Genomic DNA, 19,741 nt, shown 5'->3' with positions numbered 1-19,741 from the left:
CTTTAAGCCCTGGCATCCATGACCTCTCCCTTTGTGATGCTGCACCCATCCCGCTTCTGGCTCTATGCACTGTCCGTTCTGCTGCTTTTGTTCGCGGGTATTGCCCAGGCCAAGGACTACGGTCAGATCCAGCAACAGCGCATCCACCATGTCTTGAGTCAGACCGACTCGATCTCCGAGCCCAACGGGCCTTTCAAAGTGCGCACACTGTCCGCCGCCGGCAAGGTCCTGGGCTATGTCTTCCAAAGCCTGGACGTGGTGGACATTCCGGCCTACTCAGGCAAGCCGATCAATGTCCAAGTGATCCTCGATCCTGGCGGTGTGATCCTCGATGCCTACGTGCTTGAACACCACGAACCGATTCTGCTGATCGGCATCGCCGAAGAAAAACTCCACGCTTTCAGTGCGCGCTACAGCGGCATCAAGGTCAACCAACGGGTGGTGGTGGGGCATTCCAGCGATCCGAATGCGGTGACGGTCGATGCAATCGCCGGGGCCACCGTGACGGCGATGGTGGTCAACGAAGTGATCATGCGCGCCGCCCACGACGTCGCGGTGGCCCTGGGCCTGGTCAAAGGTGACGCCGGTTTGGCCGTGGCGCCGGCCCGTGTGCGTGAGGAGGTCTACGAGCCCGCCGACTGGAAGACCTTGACGGGCAACGGCGCGGTACGGCGCCTGCACCTGACCCGAGGCCAGGTGGATGCTTCCTTCAAGGGAACCGAAGCCGAGCAGGTCGAAGTCGCCAGCGCCGAGCAAGCAGACGATACCTTCATCGACCTGTACGTCACTCACCTCAACCCGCCAACTATCGGCCGCAATCTGCTGGGTGACGGGCCATACCGCACGCTGATGGCCGAGCTCAAGCCGGGCGAGCAGGCCATCGCCGTGATGGGCAGCGGACGCTATTCCTTCAAGGGATCGGGTTATGTGCGCGGCGGTATTTTCGATCGAGTGCTGTTGCGCCAGTTCGGCGACACCATCAGCTTCCGCGACCTGGATTTCCAGCGCCTGGATGACGTGGCCGCCGACGACATGCCGGCGTTCGATGAAATGGCGGTTTTCATCATCCGTGCCTCCCACCGTTTCGACCCCGGCTCGCCCTGGAGTCTGGAACTGCTGGTGCGTCGTCAGACCGGGCCGGTCAGCGGCACTTTCAGCAGTTTCGAGCTGGCCTATCAATTGCCCGAGCCATACCTGGAACGGCCATTGCCCACGCCCGAACAACTGGCGGCGGCCGAAGAAGCCAGCCGGCCGATGTGGTTGACCCTCTGGTACCAGAAAAGCGTCGAGATCACAGTGCTTGGGGTGGCCCTGTTGGTGCTCACGGCCATCCTGTTCCTGCAAGATGCGCTGGCCCGACGGCCGAAGCTGTTGCATTGGGTGCGCCGGGGTTACCTGGTGTTCACCGTGGTGTTTCTCGGCGGCTATGGGCTGGCGCAGTTGTCGGTGGTCAATGTGTTGACCTTCGTCCACGCGTTGTTCGAAGGTTTTCGCTGGGAACTGTTCCTTACCGATCCGCTGATTTTCATCCTGTGGGTGTTCACCGCCGCCAGCATTCTGCTCTGGGGGCGAGGGGTGTTCTGCGGCTGGCTGTGCCCGTTCGGCGCGCTGCAGGAGCTGATCAACGAACTGGCGCGCAAGTTTAAGGTGCCGCAATACGAGCTGCCGTTCGCCGTCCACGAGCGCCTGTGGGCGATCAAATACATCATCTTGCTGGTGCTGTTCGGCGTCTCGCTGGAGTCGATGTCCAGCGCCGAGCGGCTGGCCGAAATAGAACCCTTCAAGACCGCCATCACCCTCAAGTTCGACCGCCAGTGGTGGTTTGTGGCGTATGCGGCAGGCCTGCTGGTGGTCAACCTGTTCACCCGCAAAGTCTATTGCCGCTACATCTGCCCGCTGGGAGCGGCCCTGGCGATGCCGACCCGCTTGCGCCTGTTCGACTGGCTCAAGCGCCGTAAGGAATGTGGCAACCCCTGCCAGCTGTGCGCCAAGGAATGTGAGATCCAGGCGATCCATCCCGACGGCCGGATAAACGCCAACGAATGCCATTACTGCCTCGACTGCCAGATGACCTGGCACAACGAAAACAAATGCCCGCCGCTGATCAATAAACGCAAAAAGCGTGGCAAGGCGAGCGCGACAGATCCGCAACTGATTCCCGTGATGCAGGTGCCACCGGCGCCACCGGCGCCTTGAGGCACCTGAACATCCTGCCCTCGACCGTTTCATTCTTCATGGAGCACACAGCATGAGCGACAAAAAAAACGAAACTTCTGACGTGGCGCAAGAGCCCAGGGGCGTCAGCCGGCGCAGTTTTCTCGGCACCGGTGCGGTCACCGGCGCCGTGCTGGCCGGCGCCACGGCGTTGGGCGCCGGGACGTTCACCCGGGAGTCCTGGGCTGCGGCGGCCAAGGAGGCCAAATCCAAGACCCACGTCGGCCCCGGCGAGCTGGACGAATACTATGGTTTCTGGAGTGGCGGCCACCAGGGCGAGGTGAGAGTGCTGGGCGTGCCGTCCATGCGCGAGCTGATGCGTATCCCGGTGTTCAACGTCGACTCGGCCACCGGTTGGGGCCTGACCAACGAAAGCAAGCGCATCCTGGGGGACAGCGCCAAGTACCAGAACGGCGACTGCCATCACCCACACATTTCCATGACTGACGGCAAATACGACGGCAAATACCTGTTCATCAACGACAAGGCCAATTCCCGGGTCGCACGCATTCGCCTGGACATCATGAAGTGCGACAAGATTCTCACCGTGCCTAACGTACAGGCGATCCATGGCCTGCGGCTGCAAAAGGTGCCGTACACCAAGTACGTATTTGCCAACGCCGAGTTCGTGATTCCGCATCCCAACGACGGTCGCACCTTCGATCTGCAGGACAAAAACAGCTTCACGATGTTCAACGCCATCGATGCCGAGAAAATGGAAATGGCGTTTCAGGTGATTGTCGACGGCAACCTGGATAACTCCGACGCCGACTACACCGGCAAGTACGCCGCCAGCACCTGCTACAACTCCGAGAAGGCCTACGACCTGGGCGGCATGATGCGCAACGAGCGCGATTGGGTGGTGGTGTTCAACATTGCGCGTATCGAAGCGGCGATCAAGGCCGGTAAGTTCATCACCCTGGACGGCTCCAAGGTGCCGGTGGTCGACGGTCGTAAAACCGATGGCAAGGACTCCGAATTCACCCGCTACATCCCGGTGCCGAAGAACCCACACGGCCTCAATACCTCGCCGGACGGCAAATATTTCATCGCCAATGGCAAGCTGTCGCCCACCGTCTCGATGATTGCCATCGACCGCCTGGATGACCTGTTCGCCGACCGCTACAAAGACCCCCGCGAAGTGATCGTCGCCGAGCCAGAACTGGGCCTGGGACCGCTGCATACCACCTTCGACGGGCGCGGCAATGCCTACACCACCTTGTTCATCGACAGCCAGGTGGTGAAGTGGAACATGGACGAGGCCATCCGCGCCTACAAGGGCGATAAGGTCAACTACATCAAGCAGAAACTCGACGTGCAGTACCAACCCGGCCACAACCACGCGTCCCTGACTGAAACCAGTGAGGCGGACGGCAAGTGGCTGGTGGTGTTGTGCAAGTTCTCCAAAGACCGCTTCCTGCCCACCGGCCCTCTGCACCCGGAGAACGATCAACTGATCGATATTTCCGGCGAAGAAATGAAGCTGGTGCACGACGGCCCGGCCTTCGCCGAACCCCACGATTGCATCCTCGCGCGGCGGGACCAGATCAAGACCCAGAAAATCTGGAGTCGCAGCGATCCCTTTTTCGCCGGCACCGTGGAGTTGGCCAAGAAGGACGGCATCAACCTGGAAACCGACAACAAGGTCATCCGCGACGGTAACAAAGTGCGGGTGTACATGACCTCGATGGCGCCGGCCTACGGCCTGACGGAGTTCACCGTCAAGCAAGGCAACGAAGTGACGGTGACGATCACCAACATCGACCAGATCGAGGACGTCACCCATGGCTTCGTCATGACCAACCATGGCGCCAGCATGGAAATCAGCCCGCAACAGACGTCATCCATCACCTTCATCGCCGATAAGGCCGGCTTGCATTGGTACTACTGCAGCTGGTTCTGCCACGCCCTGCACATGGAAATGGTTGGGCGCATGCTGGTGGAAAAGGCCTGAGTCGGCTCATCAAGGAGACAGCTTCAATGACCGGGAACACGCAGCAACCTACGGGCCACGCTCGCCAACCGGTCATTGCGCTGGTGCTTTATTTGCTATCGGGCGGAGCGTTCGCTGCGCTGCAGCCGATCACCGATTTACCTTTGCAGGCCGAGGGCGAGCACCAGTGGCGCCTGCCTGCGGGCCAATACCGGGGCTCGTTCAGCGTCGATCAACCGATGACCCTCACGTGTGCGCCGGACGCCGTATTCCAGGGGCAGGGCGAGGGCAATGCGTTGATCATTCGCGCCCCGAACGTTCAGATCCAGGGCTGTACATTCCTGGATTGGGGCCACGACCTGACAGCCATGAACGCCGCCGTGTTCATCCAGCCTGTGGCTCAGGGCGCCGTGGTCCGCTCAAACCGGATGCAGGGCCAGGGCTTTGGTATCTGGGTCGATGGCACGCGCGACGTCAGTTTGATCGACAACCGCATTCAGGGTGACCCGAACCTGCGCTCCCAGGACCGCGGCAATGGCATCCATCTGTATGCCGTGCATGGCGCCCGGGTCATCGGCAACCACGTGCGTGAAACCCGTGACGGCATCTACATCGACACCTCCAGCGGCAATCTGCTCCAGGGCAACACCCTGGAGGACCTGCGCTATGGCGTGCATTACATGTTTGCCAACGATAACCGCCTGCTGGACAACGTCACCCGGCGTACCCGCACCGGTTATGCCCTGATGCAAAGCCGCCAACTGACGGTGATCGGCAACCGCTCCGAACAGGACCAGAACTACGGGATCCTGATGAACTACATCACCTATTCGACCCTGCGCGACAACTTCGTCACCGACGTGCGCGACGGGTCAACCGGCGACACCATGATCGCCGGCGCCGAGGGCAAGGCCCTGTTCATTTACAACTCATTGTTCAACCGCATCGAAGGCAATCATTTCGAACGCAGCGCGGTGGGCATTCACCTGACCGCCGGTTCGGAGGACAACCGCATCGCCGGCAATGCCTTCGTTCACAACCAGCGCCAGGTCAAATACGTCGCCACGCGGCTGCAGGAATGGTCGGTGGATGGGCGCGGCAATTACTGGAGCGATTACCTGGGCTGGGATCGCAACGGCGACGGGTTGGGGGATGTGGCCTATGAGCCCAATGACAACGTCGATCGCCTGCTGTGGCTGTACCCCCAGGTACGGCTGCTGATGAACAGTCCGGGTATCGAACTGCTGCGCTGGGTGCAGCGGGCGTTCCCGGTGATGAAATCCCCTGGGGTGATGGACAGCCATCCGCTGATGGAAACACCGGCCCATCCCCCGCAACGCAACCGTGCTCAGGAGGACGCGTCTTGAACGTCGTCGAGATCGAAGGCGTCAGCCAGCACTATGGCGATGCCGCTGTGTTACACGGGCTGAATCTGACCCTGGGCCAGGGCGAAGTGCTCGGCCTGTTCGGGCATAACGGTGCGGGCAAGACCACCACCATGAAGTTGATACTTGGTCTGCTGCGGGCCAGCGAAGGCCAGGTGCGTGTATTCGGCCGAGAACCCAGCGACCTGAGCGTACGCCGCATGCTCGGTTACTTGCCGGAGAACGTCATGTTTTACCCGCAGTTGAGCGGGCTGGAAACTTTGCGCCATTTCGCCCGGCTCAAAGGGGCTGAACCGGCACAGGTAGAGCGTTTGATCGAGGAAGTAGGGTTGGCGGAGGCGGCACGGCGGCGGGTGCGGACTTACTCCAAGGGCATGCGCCAACGCCTGGGCCTGGCGCAGGCGTTGCTCGGCCAGCCGCGACTGTTGCTGCTGGATGAACCGACCGTAGGCCTGGACCCCATTGCCACCCAGGATCTCTATCAACTGCTCGACCGCCTGCGTTGGCAGGGCACCAGCATCATTCTTTGCTCCCATGTGTTACCGGGCGTCGAGGCGCACATCAACCGCGCTGCGATCCTGACCCAGGGACGCCTGTTGGCCTTGGGGAGCCTGGCGCGACTGCGCGAAGACGCGGGGTTACCGACCCTGATCCGTGCCTCGGGGCTGTCCCGTGCCGGGCAATTGCAGCAACGCTGGCGCAGCGAAGGGCATGCCACCCAGGGCTGGGGCGCCGAAGGGCTGCAAGTGTCTGCGCCGGACGGCAGCAAGCTCGCTTTGTTGCGCCAGTTGCTGGCCCAGGACAACCCGACGGATGTCGAGATCAAGCCTCCGTCCCTGGAGGATCTGTACCGTCATTACATGGTCCGCGCGGCGGCCGAGGAGGTCAGCCAATGAACCCGATCTGGAACATGGCCCGCAAAGAGTTCAGCGACGGCCTACGCAACCGCTGGTTGTTGGCGATCAGTCTGTTATTCGCGGTGCTGTCCATCGGCATTGCCTGGCTCGGCGCGGCAGCGTCCGGCCAACTGGGCTTTACCTCGGTGCCGGCGACGGTGGCGAGCCTGTCCAGTCTGGCGACCTTCCTGATGCCCTTGATCGCCTTGCTGTTGGCCTATGACGCGATTGTCGGCGAGGACGAAAGCGGCACTTTGTTGCTGTTGCTGACCTATCCGTTGGGGCGCGGCCAGTTGCTGCTGGGCAAGTTTGTCGGCCATGGCCTGATCCTGACCCTGGCGACGCTGATCGGCTTCGGTTGCGCGATGCTCGCCATCGCCCTGTTGGTGGACGATGTCGAACTGAGCCTGCTGCTCTGGGCCTTTGGCCGCTTCATGCTGTCCAGCACGCTGCTGGGTTGGGTTTTTCTGGGGCTGGCTTATGTGCTGAGCAGTCTTTCGGCAGAAAAATCCACCGCCGCGGGACTGGCGTTGGGGGTGTGGTTTTTCTTCGTGCTGGTGTTCGACCTGGCGTTGCTGGCGCTGCTGGTGCTGAGCGAGGGCCGGTTCAGCCCGGATCTATTGCCCTGGCTGCTGCTGTTCAATCCTACCGATGTGTATCGGCTGATCAATCTGTCGGGGTTCGACTCCGCGTCCAGCGGCGCCGCCGTGCTGACGCTGGGCAGCGATCTGCCGGTGTCGGGGTTTTTGCTCTGGCTGTGCCTGGGGCTATGGATGGTATTGCCGTTATGGCTGGCTTATCGGTTGTTCAATCGCCGGTGCCCGTGAGTTTCTGATCTTGATAAAGGGAGCATGCAACGATGAACAGGGTGTACTTCAAGGCGAGCCGCCTTTTGGCTGGGGTGTTGATGTGCCTGGCGCTGGTGGCTTGCGACAAGGCTGAGTCGCCACCGGCTACTGAGGCGGCGCTGGCGTTCCACCCCAGTGACGAGTGCCATGTGTGCGGCATGGTGATCAACGATTTCCCCGGGCCCAAGGGCGCGGCGGTTGGTGCGGGCGGCGTCAAGAAATTCTGCTCGCCGGCGGAAATGCTCGGCTGGTGGCTGCAGCCGGAAAACCATCGGGCCGACGTGAAACTGTACGTCCACGACATGGGTCGCAGCCATTGGGATAAGCCGGACGATGCTCATTTGATCGACGCCCGGACCGCCTATTTCGTGATCGGTTCGGGCCTTAAAGGCGCCATGGGCGTCGTGCTGGCCTCGTTCTCCGATGCCCAGGCAGCAGAAAAACTCGCCAGCGATACCGGCGGCCGGGTGCTGCGCTTGGAAGACATCGACCAGAAGTTGCTGGGCCAGGCAACAGCCATGTCACCGATGAGTCATTGATTTTCAGCGGTGCCAGGTTGATTGGGTTCAACCCTTTTTGGGGCTGCTTTGCAGCCCAGCGGGGCGGTGCGACGTTTCGCTGAATCCCCTCGCCACCACAGACTGCTTCTGTGGCGAGGGAGCTTGCTCCCGCTGGGCTGCGCAGCGGCCCCAAGCAGTTTGACTGCAACGAAAATGTTGAATGTACCGACGTCATCGCGAGCAGGCTCGCTCCCACAGGGTTTTCATCTGTCTGCAGGCCCCTCTCCATCTATCAGTGGGACGTACCCTCGGCAAACTCAATCTTGTTGCCGACGTTGTACTTGCCCGAAGGCTTGTTCATGGGCAGGCGTTTGATTTCTTTGAGGGTGTTGCTGTCGTAGATGATCAACGCGCCGTCAGTAGCCCAGATGCTCAGCAGCAGGTAGCGGCCGTCACGGGTGAATTCGACGTGGGCGGCGGTTTTTCCGGGCATGGGGCGCAGGGTGTGGGCGATTTCCAGGGTCTGTTTGTCAATCAGGTGGATGGCGTCGTTGTCCGGGCCGAAGAACACGTCGGTCCAGGCGTAGCGGGAGTTGGCGTGGCTGCGCAGGAAGAAGCCCGGTCCCAGGGTGGGTATTTGCTTGATGACTTTCCAGGTGCTGAAATCGATCACCGAAACCAGCCCTTTGCTGATATTGGGCGTCGCGAACACCCAATGGCCATCGCGCTTCCAATAGGTGCCCGAGCCCAGGTGAGGCATGCCCGGCAGGGCAATGTCGGTAACAACCCGGCCATTGTCGAGGTCGATCACCTGGCCACCCTGGGCCTTGCGCGAGGTGGCGAGCAACTGGCGATAATCAGGCGAGAAGGAAAAATCATCCAGGTAATCCTGGACCTCAATCCGCCTCGGCACGAAGTCCGGGTTCGGGCCGGTGGACAGTTCCCAAACCTCCTTCACATCCTTCAACGCAACAATAAAACTGTTGCGCGGCGGGGCGGTATAGACCGCGCTGACCCGCGACGCCTGGCCATCGAGCCCCACCGTTGCAACGGTCTTGACCAGTGACAGGTCCCGGGCATCCAGCACCACAAGGCTGCCGGGCAGGTAGTTGCCCACCAGCACCCAGCGGCCGTCCTTGCTCACCGCCAGGTTGCGGGTATTGAGCCCGGCCCGCACTTCGGCGATCAGCTTGAGGTTGTGCAGGTCATACAGGCTGATCCAACCGTCCCGGGACGCCAGGTAGACAAAGCGTCCGTCGGGAGAGAACTTCGGCCCGCCATGCACCGCAAAGTGCGAGGCGAAGCGTGCCAGCACCTCAAAGCGATCCCCGTCGACGATGTCGACGTGATGATCGCCGGCTTCCACCACCACGAACAGGTTCAGCGGGTCGGCTTTGTGCTGGGGTGTGTTGGGCAGGGTCGCGACGTCCGCCAGCAAGCGATGGCTGTGGCGAATGTCGTCCTCGTTCCAGGTTGGCGCGACGGCGGGTGGGCGCTGGAGGTACTGCGCCAGACCATCGATTTGCGCAGGGTCCAGCAACGTGCCGAACGCTGCCATCTGGCTGGCCGGACGACCTTGTTCGATCACTTGTCGGATTTCGTCGGGTTTGATCCGGCTCAGGCTCTGGGGCAACAACGCAGGTCCCGCGCCGCCGATGCGATTCACCCCGTGACACTGTTGGCAGTGCTGCTGGTAGTTGCGCTCGGCCAGCTCCAGATCCGCGTCGGTCGTAACGGCGCCATGGGCCGCACCGATCCATAGCAATGGCGTCAGCCACCAGCGCGTCACAGCGCCACCTTCGAGAGGTCAGGTCGGGCTTGTGCGATGGGCTGAAGACGCGCCGGATGGTGCAGCGGCTGATGGGCAAACAACCCGACGACCTTGCCAATCACCGTCAGTGTCGGCAGGCCTTCGGAACACCCCATGGCCATGGTGGGTAATTGCTGGAGAGTGCCGCGAAGCACCTGCTGGTCAGGACGCGTGCCGTTGCTGATCAACGCCGCCGGGGTGTCGGGCGCCAGGCCCGCTTCCATCAGGCGCGCGGCAATGGTGCCCAGGTTCGACAACCCCATGTAGAACACGAGGGTCTGGCTGTCATCCGCCAGGCTTTGCCACGGCAGGTTCAAATCACCTTCGCGTTGCAGGTGGCCGGTGATGAACCGACAGGAGTTGACCAGGTCTCGATGGGTCAGCGGAATGCCGGCGTAGGCACTGCAACCGGCCGCGGCAGTGATCCCGGGCACCACCTGGCAATCGATACCGCGAGCCAATAAGTATTCAAGCTCTTCGGCACCGCGGCCGAAGATGAACGGGTCGCCGCCCTTGAGCCGGACGACCCGTTGGCCCTGGTCCGCAAGGTCGGCCAGCAACTCGTTGATCTGCGCCTGGGGCAGGCTGTGACAGCCGGCGGCCTTGCCGACGTAATGCCGGGCACACGGCAGTGGGATGAGGCTCAGCAGTTGCGGGCTGATCAAGCGGTCGTAAACCACCGCGTCGGCCTGCATCAACAGGCTCCAGGCGCGTAGCGTCAGCAGGCTCGGGTCACCGGGACCGGCGCCGACCAGGGCAACTTCACCCGGTCTGAAGGGCGATTGCAGGGCGGCGGGCAAAACGATGGGGGCAGGCATGGGACTTCCTTGGTTCGGCATCAGGTTCGCCATTGGGTTATCGGGCGCAGGGCATCGCAACGCTCGGGATAGCGTGCAAACCAATTTCTTCATCGCTGAGGTGACAGCCGGGGTCTTGGCCCCACAGGTCACCGTCGGCCCAGGCACGCGTGCGGGTATTGCCGTTGCAGATCTTTAGCCAGCGGCATTGCCCGCAGCGACCGCCCACGGTTCGCGGATGCTCGCGCAGTTTCAGCAGGAGAGCGTCGGGTCGGTCGAGCCAGAGTGTTTTGAACGGTGTCTGGCGCACGTTGCCCACCGAGTGCTGCCACCAGTAAGTGTCGGGATGGACCTCGCCGGTGTTGTCGATATTGGCAATGCCGCTGCCCGAAGCATTGCCGCCCCAGGCCCGCAGCATCTGCTCCAGTGCGGCGTAGTGCTGGGGCAGGCGCCGGGCGACCCATTGCAGCAACAGGATCGCATCGGCGTCGTTGTTGCCGCTGACGAAATCACTGTCGCAACCGCGCTCGATGTCGCTCCAGGCCCGCTCGAAGATCAACGTCATGGCCTCGCGGCTCATCTGTTGCTGGGCGTCGAGCGTGCGACTGCGTTTGCCCCGACCGCTGTAGTTGAGGTGCGACAGGTAGAATTTCTGCACGTCGTATTCAGTCATCAAGTCCAGTAACTGCGGCAGCTGAGCATGATTGTGCTGGGTGAGGGTGGTGCGCAAACCGACCCGGATCCCTTGCTCGCGGCAGAGCTGGATGGCCGCCATGGAGCTGGCGAAACTGCCTTTGAGCTGACGGAAGGCGTCGTGGGTCGCTTCCAGGCCATCGATGCTGATGCCCACGTAATCGAAGTGCGCCGCGACAATCTGCTTGATATTGGTTGAGTCGATCAGCGTGCCGTTGGTGGACAGCGCCAGGAAAAAACCTTTGCCCCGGGCATAGTCGCTGAGCTGGAACAGATCCTCGCGCAGCAACGGTTCGCCGCCGGACAGGATCAACACGCGCACACCGGCGTCATGCAGGTCGTCGATGACGTTGAGCGCCGCGGTGGTGTCCAGCTCATCGCGAAACTGGCTGTCGGCCGAGGTGGCGTAGCAATGCTTGCAGGTGAGGTTGCAACGCCGGAGCAGGTTCCAGATCACGACTGGCGGGCGGTTGCTGCCCGGTGGCGCGGTGCGTGGAGCGGGGCATTGGCCGGCCAGGGCACGCAGGTAGTGGCTGATCCTCAACATAAACGCTCCTTTGATCGACGTGAGGGCTCAGCGCGAGCTTGGTGACAGGCGCAGGCCGGTTTTTTTCAGGATGCGGCTGCTCACCAGCATGTCGTCGGCGGCACAGGCGTCGCCCAGCAGGTAGCGCAGGTGTTCGCGGTAGCTGTCGATTTCCTCGCGGCTGCGGCCATGGACCATGGCGAACAGGTTGTAGCGCCAGCCAGGCCTGCGCGGGCGGCGGTAGCAGTGGCTGACGAAGGGCTGCGCACCCAACAGGGCACCGAGGCGCGGCATGTCGGCGTCGGACACATCCCAGACTGTCATGCCGTTGTGGCGATAGCCCAGGCGATAGTGGTTGGGGACGGCGGCGATGCGGCGAATGGCGCCTTCGGCTTGCAAGCGCTTGAGCAGGTCGAGGGTCGACTCCACGCTCAGCCCCAGTTGTTCCGCAAGCCAGGCCCAGGGATCTTCGAGCAAGGGCAGGCCGGCCTGGGTCAGCTCGACCAGGCGCAGCGCCAGGGGCGTTTCCTCCAACCGTGGCAGCGCTTGCAGCGACGGCTCAGAGCGGGAAATACAGGCCGACATGGTAGGTCTCCTCTTTGGGCAGGTTCAGCGGCACCAGGCCGGTCATGTGTTCGATGCGCAGCAGGGTGTCGGTGATGGCCTCTTCGCTGGCGCAGGCGAGCACAAACCACATGTTCCAGGTGTGCTCGCGACGGTAGTTGTGGGCCACCTCGGGCATGGCCCCGAGCAGTTCGGCGATGCTGTCGAAACGCGCTTCGGGCACCGCCAGCGCCGCCAGGGTGAACGCGCCGCCCAGGCGATCGATGTCGAACATCGGGCCAAAGCGGGTGAGTACGCCGTCGTTGAGCAGCTCGTGCAGCCGATCCAGCAGTTCGGTACTGCTGCTGTCCAGTTCCTGGGCCAATACCTGCCAGGGGTGCCGCACCAACGGCAGGCCCAGTTGCAGGCGGTTGATCAGGCGTCGGTCCAGGTCATCCATCGATAGAGGCTCCGGCCGGTGGTGCGAATCGTCCGCCGCATTGCTTGAACAAATGGCTACTGAACAGCAACTGGTGGGGCAGGTCGCTCAGCAAATGCTGCTCCAGCAGCGCCTGGACCTGGGCTTCGACCCGGTCGCGCTGGCGACCGTGGATCATGCAGAACAGGTTGTATTGCCACTGGGGCAAGCGCCGTGGTCGTTGGTAGCAAAGGCTGATTCCCGGCGCTTGTCCGAGGCGGCGACCGACTTCATCGATCAATGCATCCGGCACATCCAGCACCAGCATGGCGTTGGCGGCGAAGCCCAATGCGCGATGGTTGACCACCAGGCCGACGCGGCGAAACAGGCCCTGTTCGTGCCATTGCTGCATCTGTTCGAGTACCTGTTGTTCGCTGGCATCGATCTGCTCGGCCAGGGCCTGGAAGGGGCGTGATGTCAGGGGCAAGCCGGTCTCCAGGTGACGGCGCAGGGCCAGTGACTGTTGCTCGCTCAAGGCGTTGTTCATGAGGTGGCCTCCAGGGCGAAGCCCAGGTCGATGCGGTAGGCGGTCAGCATGGGCAGGTCCAGCGGCGTGAGGCCGGTATCGTTTTCCAGCTCCTGGAGAATTTTTTCCAGGTGGGCACGGTTGGGGCCGGTCAGCACGAACCACAAGTTGTAGCGATGTTCCCGGGCGTAGTTGTGATTGACCTCCGGGTATTGGCTGACGCGTGCCGCGACCTGTTGCAAGCGGTCCTGGGGCACCGCCAGGGCGGCGAGGGTGCTGGCGCCGGCGCGGGTGTGTTCGAACACCGGGCCGATCCTCGACAAGGTACCGGCCAGTTGCAGGTGTTGCAGGCATTCGAGCACCTGGGCCTCGGTGCAACCCAAGGCCTCGGCCATGGCCCGATAGGGTTCGGCGCACAATGGCATGCCATGCTGGAATTGATCGATCAGGCGGCGGGCGAGTGGGCTCGGTGTCATGCTCAATACCCCGGTTTGTGCGCGCGGCTGCTGAAGAAAATACCGCTGGGGCTGAGGGCCGGCAGCGTGCCCAGACGTTCGAGCCGGTACGGGTTCCAGACCTGCACCTCACCGCCATCCCGGGAGGACAGCCACAGCTGGTCACCCCGTGCGGTGAACTCCATGTGGAGCACGGCAGGCCCAGGTCGCAGATCCGCGACGATGGCGTGGGTCTGGGTGTCGATGACCTGCACACGGTCGTTGTCCGGGTAAGCGAAGTTGACCCACAGCTGACGGCCGTCGGGTCGCGCCGTGACAAACACCGGCTGACCGGCCACGGCGATGGCATCGACCTGCTGCCAGTCATGCGCATCCATCACCAACACCTGGTGGTGTCCGACGGCGGGCACGAAGGCCTGTTGATCGGCCATGGCCCAGCCTTCCAGATGGGGCATTTTGTACACCGGGAGCCTGGCCTCGCCGCGCCCGTAATGCCCCAGCACCCGTTTCACCCCGCGCTCCGGGTGCCAGAGGTCGAGTTGCGCCATACCGTCCTCGCCGAACAATCCGGCCATGTAATAGCGCCCGTCCGGAGTGATCAGCGCGTCATAGGGTTGCTGGCCGATGGCGGTGAAGCGTTCGATGCGTGGCGTGAGACCCTGGCTGAAGTCGGCGGTCCAGATTTCCCCCGTGTCGAACAGGCTGAACACGAAGCGTTGGCCCGGTGCATCCACCAGTCCCACCACCCGTGAGCGTTTCTGGCCGTCAGGCAAGGGTGTGGCAGGAATGTCGGCGACTTGTTCCAAGGTCCGGGCATCGAACACCTTGACGCCGCCGGGCTCGTAGTTGGAGACGGCGATCAGTTGGCCATCCTGGCTGATCGCGCCGCCGATGCTGTTGCCACCCTGAATGATGCGACGGTCGATGCGGGCGGTTAGCAAGTCAACCTTGCTCAAGCCGCCATCACGGCCGAACACATAGGCATAGCGCTGGTCCCGGGAGAACACCACCGAGGCATGGGACAGATCGCCCAGCCCGTCGACGCGGGCGAGGGCAGTGTGGGTGTCGCTTTCGATGATTTGCACACTGCCGGTGGCGCGCTCCACGATCACACCCAGGTCGCCGCTGCCGCGCAGCGGTGTCTGAGCGCAAGACGAGAGCAACAACGCGACGGCGGTGAGGGACAGCAGAGAACGGATCATGAGGCGGGTTTTCCTTGAAGGAGCCGGTCCACCAGCCAGCGAATGTCGTCGGGGCCGAGCAGCGGTGCCCAACCGGGCATGGCGCTGCCGGGTCGTCCCAGGGTGACGGTGGCGATGAGGCTGTCGCGCGATTTTCCGGCCAGTGCTTCACGGGTCAGCGCCGGGCCCAGGCCGCCGGTCATGTAGAGGCCGTGGCAGGCGCCACAGTCCTGGTCCAGTAGGTGTTGCAGTTGCGCCTGGCGCTGGTCGTTGGGAGCGGCCAGCACACAGGCGGAGAAAGTGAAGAGCAGGGCGGTCATCAAGGTTGCAGCGCTGTGTCGTTCCATGACGTCCTCCTGAGCAAGAAGTGTGGCGAGGGCGCAAGCTCCCTCGCCACGGGTTTTGTGTTCGCCGCCTCCCTGGGCTTACTGGCTCAAGACCCACGCGGCAAGGATCTTGGCTTCTTCTTCGGTCACCGGGTTGGCCGGCATTGGCATCGGTCCCCAGTTTCCTTGCGTGCCTTCCTTGATGTGCTTGGCAAGCAGTTCTTGGGCCCCGGCAACGCCGGCGTTTTTCGCCGCCACGTCCTTGAGTGCGGGGCCTACCACCTTGGTATCAATGGAGTGGCAGGCTGCGCACGGTTTGCTCTTGAACAGCGTCGGGCCATCTTCGGCCAGCGCCGGTTGCAGGCTGGACACGGCGCTCAGGGCCAAGGCAATCAGAATAGGTTTCATGGTTTTTCCTCTTATTGATGGGGCTCAATAGATGTCGTGTTGGGTGTTGTAGACGTTGAATTTCCCGGTGGGGGTGATCAGGCGTTTGTCCTTGATCACGTTCTTGAGCTTGAGGGTCTTGTCATCGATCACCACCAACGCCGACTCGTCTTCCTGACCACTCCAGACCGAGAACCAGACTTCATCGCCGGCCTTGTTGTATTCCGGTTGCACCACGCGCATGGCGCCTTTCTTGATGCCCGCGTACTCGGCAATCGGCAGCACGGTGTAACCGGCGTCGAGCTTGTCGATGTTGAACACCGCCACTGATTGACTGAGCTTGGCGTCGGGGCTGAGGGTGGTGTCGACATACAGATGGCGGGACGCGGGGTGAGTCTTGATGAACAGCGAACCGCCCCCCTGACCCTGCAGTGAGCCGACTTGTTTCCAGGCGTATTGCGGGTGGTTGACCGGGTCGGTGCCGATCAGCGAAACCCCTGCATCACCCAGGTGGCTGGTGGCCCAGACCGGTCCGTAGAGCGGGTGGTTGAAGTTGGCGCCGCGCCCTGGATGCGGGATTTTTCCGACATCCACCAGGGCCGTGAGCTTGCGCTCCTTGGAGTCGATCACTGCGACTTTGTTGGAGTTGTTGGCGGCCGTCAGGAAGTAGCGATGGCTGCTGTCCCAACCACCGTCATGCAGGAACGGCGCGGCGTCGATGCTGGTGATGGTGAGGTTCTTGATGTCCTGGTAGTTGACCAGCATCACCTTGCCGGTTTCCTTGACGTTGACGATGAACTCCGGCCATTCGTGGGAAGCGATGATGGCCGCCACCCGCGGTTCGGGATGGTATTGCTGCGTGTCGACGGTCATGCCGCGGGTCGAGACGATCTGCTTGGGCTCCAGGGTTTCGCCGTCCATGATGGTGAACTGCGGCGGCCAGTAGGAGCCGGCGATGGTGTACTTGTCTTCGTAGCCCTTGAACTTGGAGGTTTCCACCGAGCGGGCTTCGATACCCACCTTGATTTCTGCAACCTTGGTCGGCTCTTTCGGCCACAAGTCGATCATGTCGATCTTGGCGTCCCGGCCGATCACCAGCAGGTAACGCCCCGACGCCGAGATCCGCGAAATGTGTACCGCGTAACCGGTGTCGATCAGCTTGACGATCTTCTTGCTGTCGCCGTCGATCAGGGCGATCTTGCCATCGTCGCGCAGGGTCACCGAAAACAGGTTCTGCAGGTTGAGTGAGTTGAGCTGTTTGCTCGGCCGGTCTTCGGGCTTGACCAGCACCTTCCAGGTTTTAAGGGTTTCGGCCATGCCCCATTCCGGAGGCGTGGGCGGGGTGTGTTGGATGAACTTGGCCATCACCGTGATCTGGTCTTTGGTCAGGGCATTGGAGGTGCCCCAGTTCGGCATGCCGGCGGCTGAGCCGTAAGTGATCAATGCCTCCAGGTAGGCCTGGCCGCGAGCCTGGGTAATGTCGGGTGTCAGCGGTTTACCGGTGGCGCCCTTGCGAAGTACCCCGTGGCAACCGGCGCAGCGCTGGAAGTAGATCTCCTTGGCCGCGTCGAAGTCGGCCTGGCTCAGGTCCGGTGCGCCTTCGCTCTTGACCACACGGGCGTGGTCCGGCGCAGGGGTTTGGTCGGCGAGGGCGTGGGGTGCGGCCAGCGCCGTACACAGCGCCGCGACCCTCATGGCCCACGATTTTTTGTGGCTGATCAGCATTCCATCTCTCCTCAGGCGTGCCCCGTGTGATGTGCCGTAACTGGCGTTCGGCGCACAGGTTCTTGATGCGATGCAAGGCTATGCCCAGGCCGGTGGTTGGTCGCTTGACGGCGATCAAGTTTGCCCGCCGCAGCCCTTGCCAGGTTGTCGCAGGGGCCCGTAGCGTGACCTGCAATCGCGCTCTCTGATCAGGTCCTGTCATGAACCCTATTCACACGTTGCAGCACCCGGACGAACCCTTTTATCAACCCCAGGACAACGAACAGGTGATGTTCGAGCAGGCCTGGCGTCACGGCATGCCGGTGCTGATCAAAGGCCCGACCGGCTGCGGCAAGACCCGTTTCGTCCAGCACATGGCCCACCGTCTGAAACTGCCGCTGTACACCGTCGCGTGCCACGATGACCTGAGCGCTGCCGATTTGGTGGGTCGCCACCTGATCGGTGCCCAGGGCACCTGGTGGCAGGACGGGCCATTGACCCGGGCAGTGCGCGAGGGCGGCATCTGTTACCTGGACGAGGTGGTCGAAGCGCGCCAGGACACGGCGGTGGTGCTGCACCCATTGGCCGATGATCGTCGGCAGTTGTATCTGGAGCGCACCGGCGAGGTGCTCCAGGCACCGCCGTCTTTCATGCTGGTGGTGTCGTACAACCCGGGTTACCAGAACCTGCTCAAAGGTATGAAACCCAGCACTCGCCAACGCTTTGTAGCAATGCGCTTCGGCTATCCCGCTGTTGCGGATGAAGAGCGCATCGTGGCCCGTGAGGCCGGCGTGGATATGGCCCTGGCGGCCCAGATAGTGCGGCTGGGGCAGGCGCTGCGCCGGCTTGACCAGCATGACCTGGAGGAGGTGGCCTCCACGCGGCTGCTGATTTTCGCCGCACGGATGATTGGCGCCGGCATGGACCCGCGCCAAGCGTGCCTGGCGTGCCTGGCCGAGCCGTTGAGCGATGATCCCCAGACGGTGGCTGCCTTGATGGATGTGGTTGATGTTCACTTCGGCTGAAACCGCGACCATCCCCGGCCGACGTTTGCCGGGGGACTTGGCGATGTGGTTTTTCATCCTCGCCGAGCTGTCGGTGTTTGCGCTGTTGATCCTGGCGTTCGCCGTCGCCCAGGCGTTGCAGCCGCAATTGTTCAGCGAAGGCCGGCAGCTGCTGGACCGTTCCACGGGGCTGGCGATGACCCTCAGCCTGCTGACCGCCGGGTTGTTTGCCGCGCTGGCCCAGGAGCAAGTCCGGCAAGACCGGCCTCGCCGAGGCGCGGTGTTTTTGTGGGGGGCGCTGCTGCTTGCCTGCGGCTATGTGGGGCTCAAACTCACTGAGTACGCTCATCTTCTGGCCAATGGCCTGGGCATGGAGCACAACACCTTCTTCACCCTGTACTGGATCCTCACGGCCTTCCATTTCCTGCATGTGCTGCTGGGCATGCTGATACTCGGTTGGCTGGCCGAGGGCTGCCGGCGACGTCACTACGGTTCACGGCGCAATAGCGGGCTGGAATCCGGCGTGCTGTATTGGCACATGGTGGATCTGGTCTGGGTGCTGCTGTTTCCGTTGGTCTACATCCTCGATTGAGATGAGGTGTTCATGTCGACTTCCCGTGTGTTGATCGTCTGCTGGATGGCATTGGCAGTGCTGAGCACCTGCACCGTGGCCCTGGGCCAGGCCGCTGCCACTGAGTTGATATCCATCGCCATTCTGACGGTCGCGGTCACCAAGGCCTGGCTGATCGCCGACGGCTTCATGGAACTGCGCCATGCCCCGCGCCTGTGGCGTCGTTTGATACTGAGTTGGGCGGTGGTGTTGGCGGCCCTTATCGCAACGACAATGTTCTTAGCCGGTTAACCCTGCAAAAGCCCCCCCACAAATCACCGGCGAACACCTTTGTGGCGAGGGAGCTTGCTCCCGCTGGGCTGCGTAGCGGCCCCAACAGCAACAACCTCTATCAGCCTGCCACATCGCGTCAGCAGGTTTAAGGGCCGCTTCGCGCCCCAGCGGGAGCAAGCTCCCTCGCCACGGGGCTGTGGTGTTGTTTTGGAACAACCCACCAAAACCATCGGAGATTCTTGATCGCCATCAAGCGGTTTCAGACCCCCGGCTTCCTAGAATGGTCACGCCAAGCAATGAGGAAGTGACCATGTCAGATACCTTCACCAAAGGCATGGCCAGGAATATTTACTTCGGGGGAAGCGTGTTCTTTTTCCTGATATTCCTGGCCCTGACCTACCACACGGAACAGACCTTTCCAGCGCGCAGCAACCAGGCGCAATTGACCGAATCGGTGATACGCGGCAAGGGCGTCTGGGAGCGCAACAACTGCATCGGCTGCCATACCCTGCTGGGCGAGGGCGCGTACTTTGCGCCGGAGCTGGGCAATGTGTTCAACCGGCGCGGCGGCGAGGAAGCCTTCAAGCCGTTCCTGCACGCCTGGATGAAAATGCAGCCCTTGGGCGTACCCGGCCGTCGAGCCATGCCGCAGTTCAACTTGAGCGAGCAGGAAGTCGACGACATCGCCGAGTTCCTCAAGTGGAGTTCAAAAATCAACACCAATGGCTGGCCGCCAAACAAGGAGGGCTGA

At 62.4% G+C, this 19,741-nt stretch carries 21 protein-coding genes; 10 read left to right on the top strand and 11 right to left on the bottom strand.

Going from position 1 to position 19,741, the window contains the following annotated elements; all coding sequences use genetic code 11:
* Window positions 1-18: 18 nt before the first annotated feature.
* From nosR to ACA047_RS16280, 6 genes are read left to right on the top strand one after another with little or no spacing between them, the layout of a single operon-like run.
* Window positions 19-2,196 carry a transcriptional regulator NosR gene (nosR, locus tag ACA047_RS16305; RefSeq protein ID WP_497350958.1) on the top strand — a complete coding sequence of 726 codons (2,178 nt, stop codon included), beginning with the start codon at window positions 19-21 and terminating at the stop codon, window positions 2,194-2,196.
* A gap of 52 nt (window positions 2,197-2,248) precedes the next feature.
* A complete protein-coding gene (nosZ, locus tag ACA047_RS16300; protein WP_497350956.1) occupies window positions 2,249-4,168 on the top strand; it encodes a TAT-dependent nitrous-oxide reductase in 1,920 nt (639 codons plus the stop codon).
* 26 nt (window positions 4,169-4,194) lie between these two features.
* Window positions 4,195-5,514 (top strand): nitrous oxide reductase family maturation protein NosD, encoded by a 1,320-nt coding sequence (locus ACA047_RS16295; protein WP_497350954.1) that lies wholly within the window; start codon window positions 4,195-4,197, stop codon window positions 5,512-5,514.
* On the top strand, window positions 5,511-6,428 hold the full coding sequence (locus ACA047_RS16290) for an ABC transporter ATP-binding protein (protein WP_497350952.1): 918 nt from the start codon (window positions 5,511-5,513) through the stop codon (window positions 6,426-6,428). The genes ACA047_RS16295 and ACA047_RS16290 overlap by 4 nt, the downstream gene beginning before the upstream one ends.
* A complete protein-coding gene (locus ACA047_RS16285; protein ID WP_497350950.1) occupies window positions 6,425-7,255 on the top strand; it encodes an ABC transporter permease in 831 nt (276 codons plus the stop codon). The genes ACA047_RS16290 and ACA047_RS16285 overlap by 4 nt, the downstream gene beginning before the upstream one ends.
* A gap of 32 nt (window positions 7,256-7,287) precedes the next feature.
* A complete protein-coding gene (locus ACA047_RS16280) occupies window positions 7,288-7,815 on the top strand; it encodes a nitrous oxide reductase accessory protein NosL (RefSeq protein WP_497350948.1) in 528 nt (175 codons plus the stop codon).
* A gap of 253 nt (window positions 7,816-8,068) precedes the next feature.
* On the opposite strand, the gene ACA047_RS16275 is transcribed toward ACA047_RS16280, so the two are convergent.
* The 11 genes from ACA047_RS16275 to nirS all read right to left on the bottom strand — a co-directional run bounded on the left by ACA047_RS16275 (window position 8,069) and on the right by nirS (window position 17,163).
* Window positions 8,069-9,565, bottom strand: coding sequence for a cytochrome D1 domain-containing protein (locus ACA047_RS16275; protein WP_497350946.1), 1,497 nt, complete (start codon window positions 9,563-9,565; stop codon window positions 8,069-8,071).
* Window positions 9,562-10,404: a uroporphyrinogen-III C-methyltransferase gene (gene cobA, locus ACA047_RS16270; protein ID WP_497350944.1), complete on the bottom strand. Its 843-nt coding sequence runs from the start codon at window positions 10,402-10,404 to the stop codon at window positions 9,562-9,564. The genes ACA047_RS16275 and cobA overlap by 4 nt, the downstream gene beginning before the upstream one ends.
* 37 nt (window positions 10,405-10,441) lie before the next feature.
* Window positions 10,442-11,623: a heme d1 biosynthesis radical SAM protein NirJ gene (nirJ, locus tag ACA047_RS16265; protein ID WP_497350942.1), complete on the bottom strand. Its 1,182-nt coding sequence runs from the start codon at window positions 11,621-11,623 to the stop codon at window positions 10,442-10,444.
* Between the two features lie 27 nt (window positions 11,624-11,650).
* The gene (gene ahbB, locus ACA047_RS16260; protein ID WP_497350940.1) at window positions 11,651-12,187 is read right to left on the bottom strand and encodes a siroheme decarboxylase subunit beta; all 537 of its coding nucleotides are present in this window, start codon (window positions 12,185-12,187) and stop codon (window positions 11,651-11,653) included.
* The gene (locus ACA047_RS16255; protein WP_497350938.1) at window positions 12,162-12,605 is read right to left on the bottom strand and encodes an Lrp/AsnC family transcriptional regulator; all 444 of its coding nucleotides are present in this window, start codon (window positions 12,603-12,605) and stop codon (window positions 12,162-12,164) included. The genes ahbB (ACA047_RS16260) and ACA047_RS16255 overlap by 26 nt, the downstream gene beginning before the upstream one ends.
* Entirely contained in the window at window positions 12,598-13,110 is a 513-nt protein-coding gene (gene ahbB / locus ACA047_RS16250) for a siroheme decarboxylase subunit beta (protein WP_497350936.1), read from the bottom strand. Before ahbB (ACA047_RS16250) ends, ACA047_RS16255 begins: the two co-directional genes overlap by 8 nt.
* A complete protein-coding gene (locus ACA047_RS16245) occupies window positions 13,107-13,565 on the bottom strand; it encodes an Lrp/AsnC family transcriptional regulator (RefSeq protein WP_497350934.1) in 459 nt (152 codons plus the stop codon). Before ACA047_RS16245 ends, ahbB (ACA047_RS16250) begins: the two co-directional genes overlap by 4 nt.
* A gap of 2 nt (window positions 13,566-13,567) precedes the next feature.
* The gene (locus ACA047_RS16240) at window positions 13,568-14,746 is read right to left on the bottom strand and encodes a cytochrome D1 domain-containing protein (protein ID WP_497350932.1); all 1,179 of its coding nucleotides are present in this window, start codon (window positions 14,744-14,746) and stop codon (window positions 13,568-13,570) included.
* Window positions 14,743-15,072 carry a c-type cytochrome gene (locus tag ACA047_RS16235; RefSeq protein WP_497350930.1) on the bottom strand — a complete coding sequence of 110 codons (330 nt, stop codon included), beginning with the start codon at window positions 15,070-15,072 and terminating at the stop codon, window positions 14,743-14,745. Before ACA047_RS16235 ends, ACA047_RS16240 begins: the two co-directional genes overlap by 4 nt.
* Window positions 15,073-15,150: 78 nt before the next feature.
* Window positions 15,151-15,459 carry a c-type cytochrome gene (locus tag ACA047_RS16230; RefSeq protein WP_497350928.1) on the bottom strand — a complete coding sequence of 103 codons (309 nt, stop codon included), beginning with the start codon at window positions 15,457-15,459 and terminating at the stop codon, window positions 15,151-15,153.
* Window positions 15,460-15,483: 24 nt separating this feature from the next.
* Window positions 15,484-17,163 (bottom strand): nitrite reductase, encoded by a 1,680-nt coding sequence (gene nirS, locus ACA047_RS16225; RefSeq protein WP_497350926.1) that lies wholly within the window; start codon window positions 17,161-17,163, stop codon window positions 15,484-15,486.
* A gap of 269 nt (window positions 17,164-17,432) precedes the next feature.
* Here nirS and ACA047_RS16220 point away from each other — a divergent pair, with 269 nt between their 5' ends.
* From ACA047_RS16220 to ACA047_RS16205, 4 genes are all read left to right on the top strand, one after another.
* A complete protein-coding gene (locus ACA047_RS16220; protein ID WP_497360386.1) occupies window positions 17,433-18,167 on the top strand; it encodes a CbbQ/NirQ/NorQ/GpvN family protein in 735 nt (244 codons plus the stop codon).
* Window positions 18,151-18,738 (top strand): cytochrome c oxidase subunit 3 family protein, encoded by a 588-nt coding sequence (locus tag ACA047_RS16215; RefSeq protein ID WP_497350924.1) that lies wholly within the window; start codon window positions 18,151-18,153, stop codon window positions 18,736-18,738. The genes ACA047_RS16220 and ACA047_RS16215 overlap by 17 nt, the downstream gene beginning before the upstream one ends.
* Before the next feature lie 12 nt (window positions 18,739-18,750).
* On the top strand, window positions 18,751-19,008 hold the full coding sequence (locus ACA047_RS16210) for a cytochrome C oxidase subunit IV family protein (RefSeq protein ID WP_497350922.1): 258 nt from the start codon (window positions 18,751-18,753) through the stop codon (window positions 19,006-19,008).
* Between the two features lie 292 nt (window positions 19,009-19,300).
* A complete protein-coding gene (locus tag ACA047_RS16205) occupies window positions 19,301-19,741 on the top strand; it encodes a c-type cytochrome (protein ID WP_497350920.1) in 441 nt (146 codons plus the stop codon).

It is taken from the genome of Pseudomonas sp. LBUM1664 (assembly GCF_059695895.1).
The sequence above is the reverse complement of the archived record's forward strand: the minus strand, read 5'-3'. Positions and strand labels throughout refer to the sequence as shown.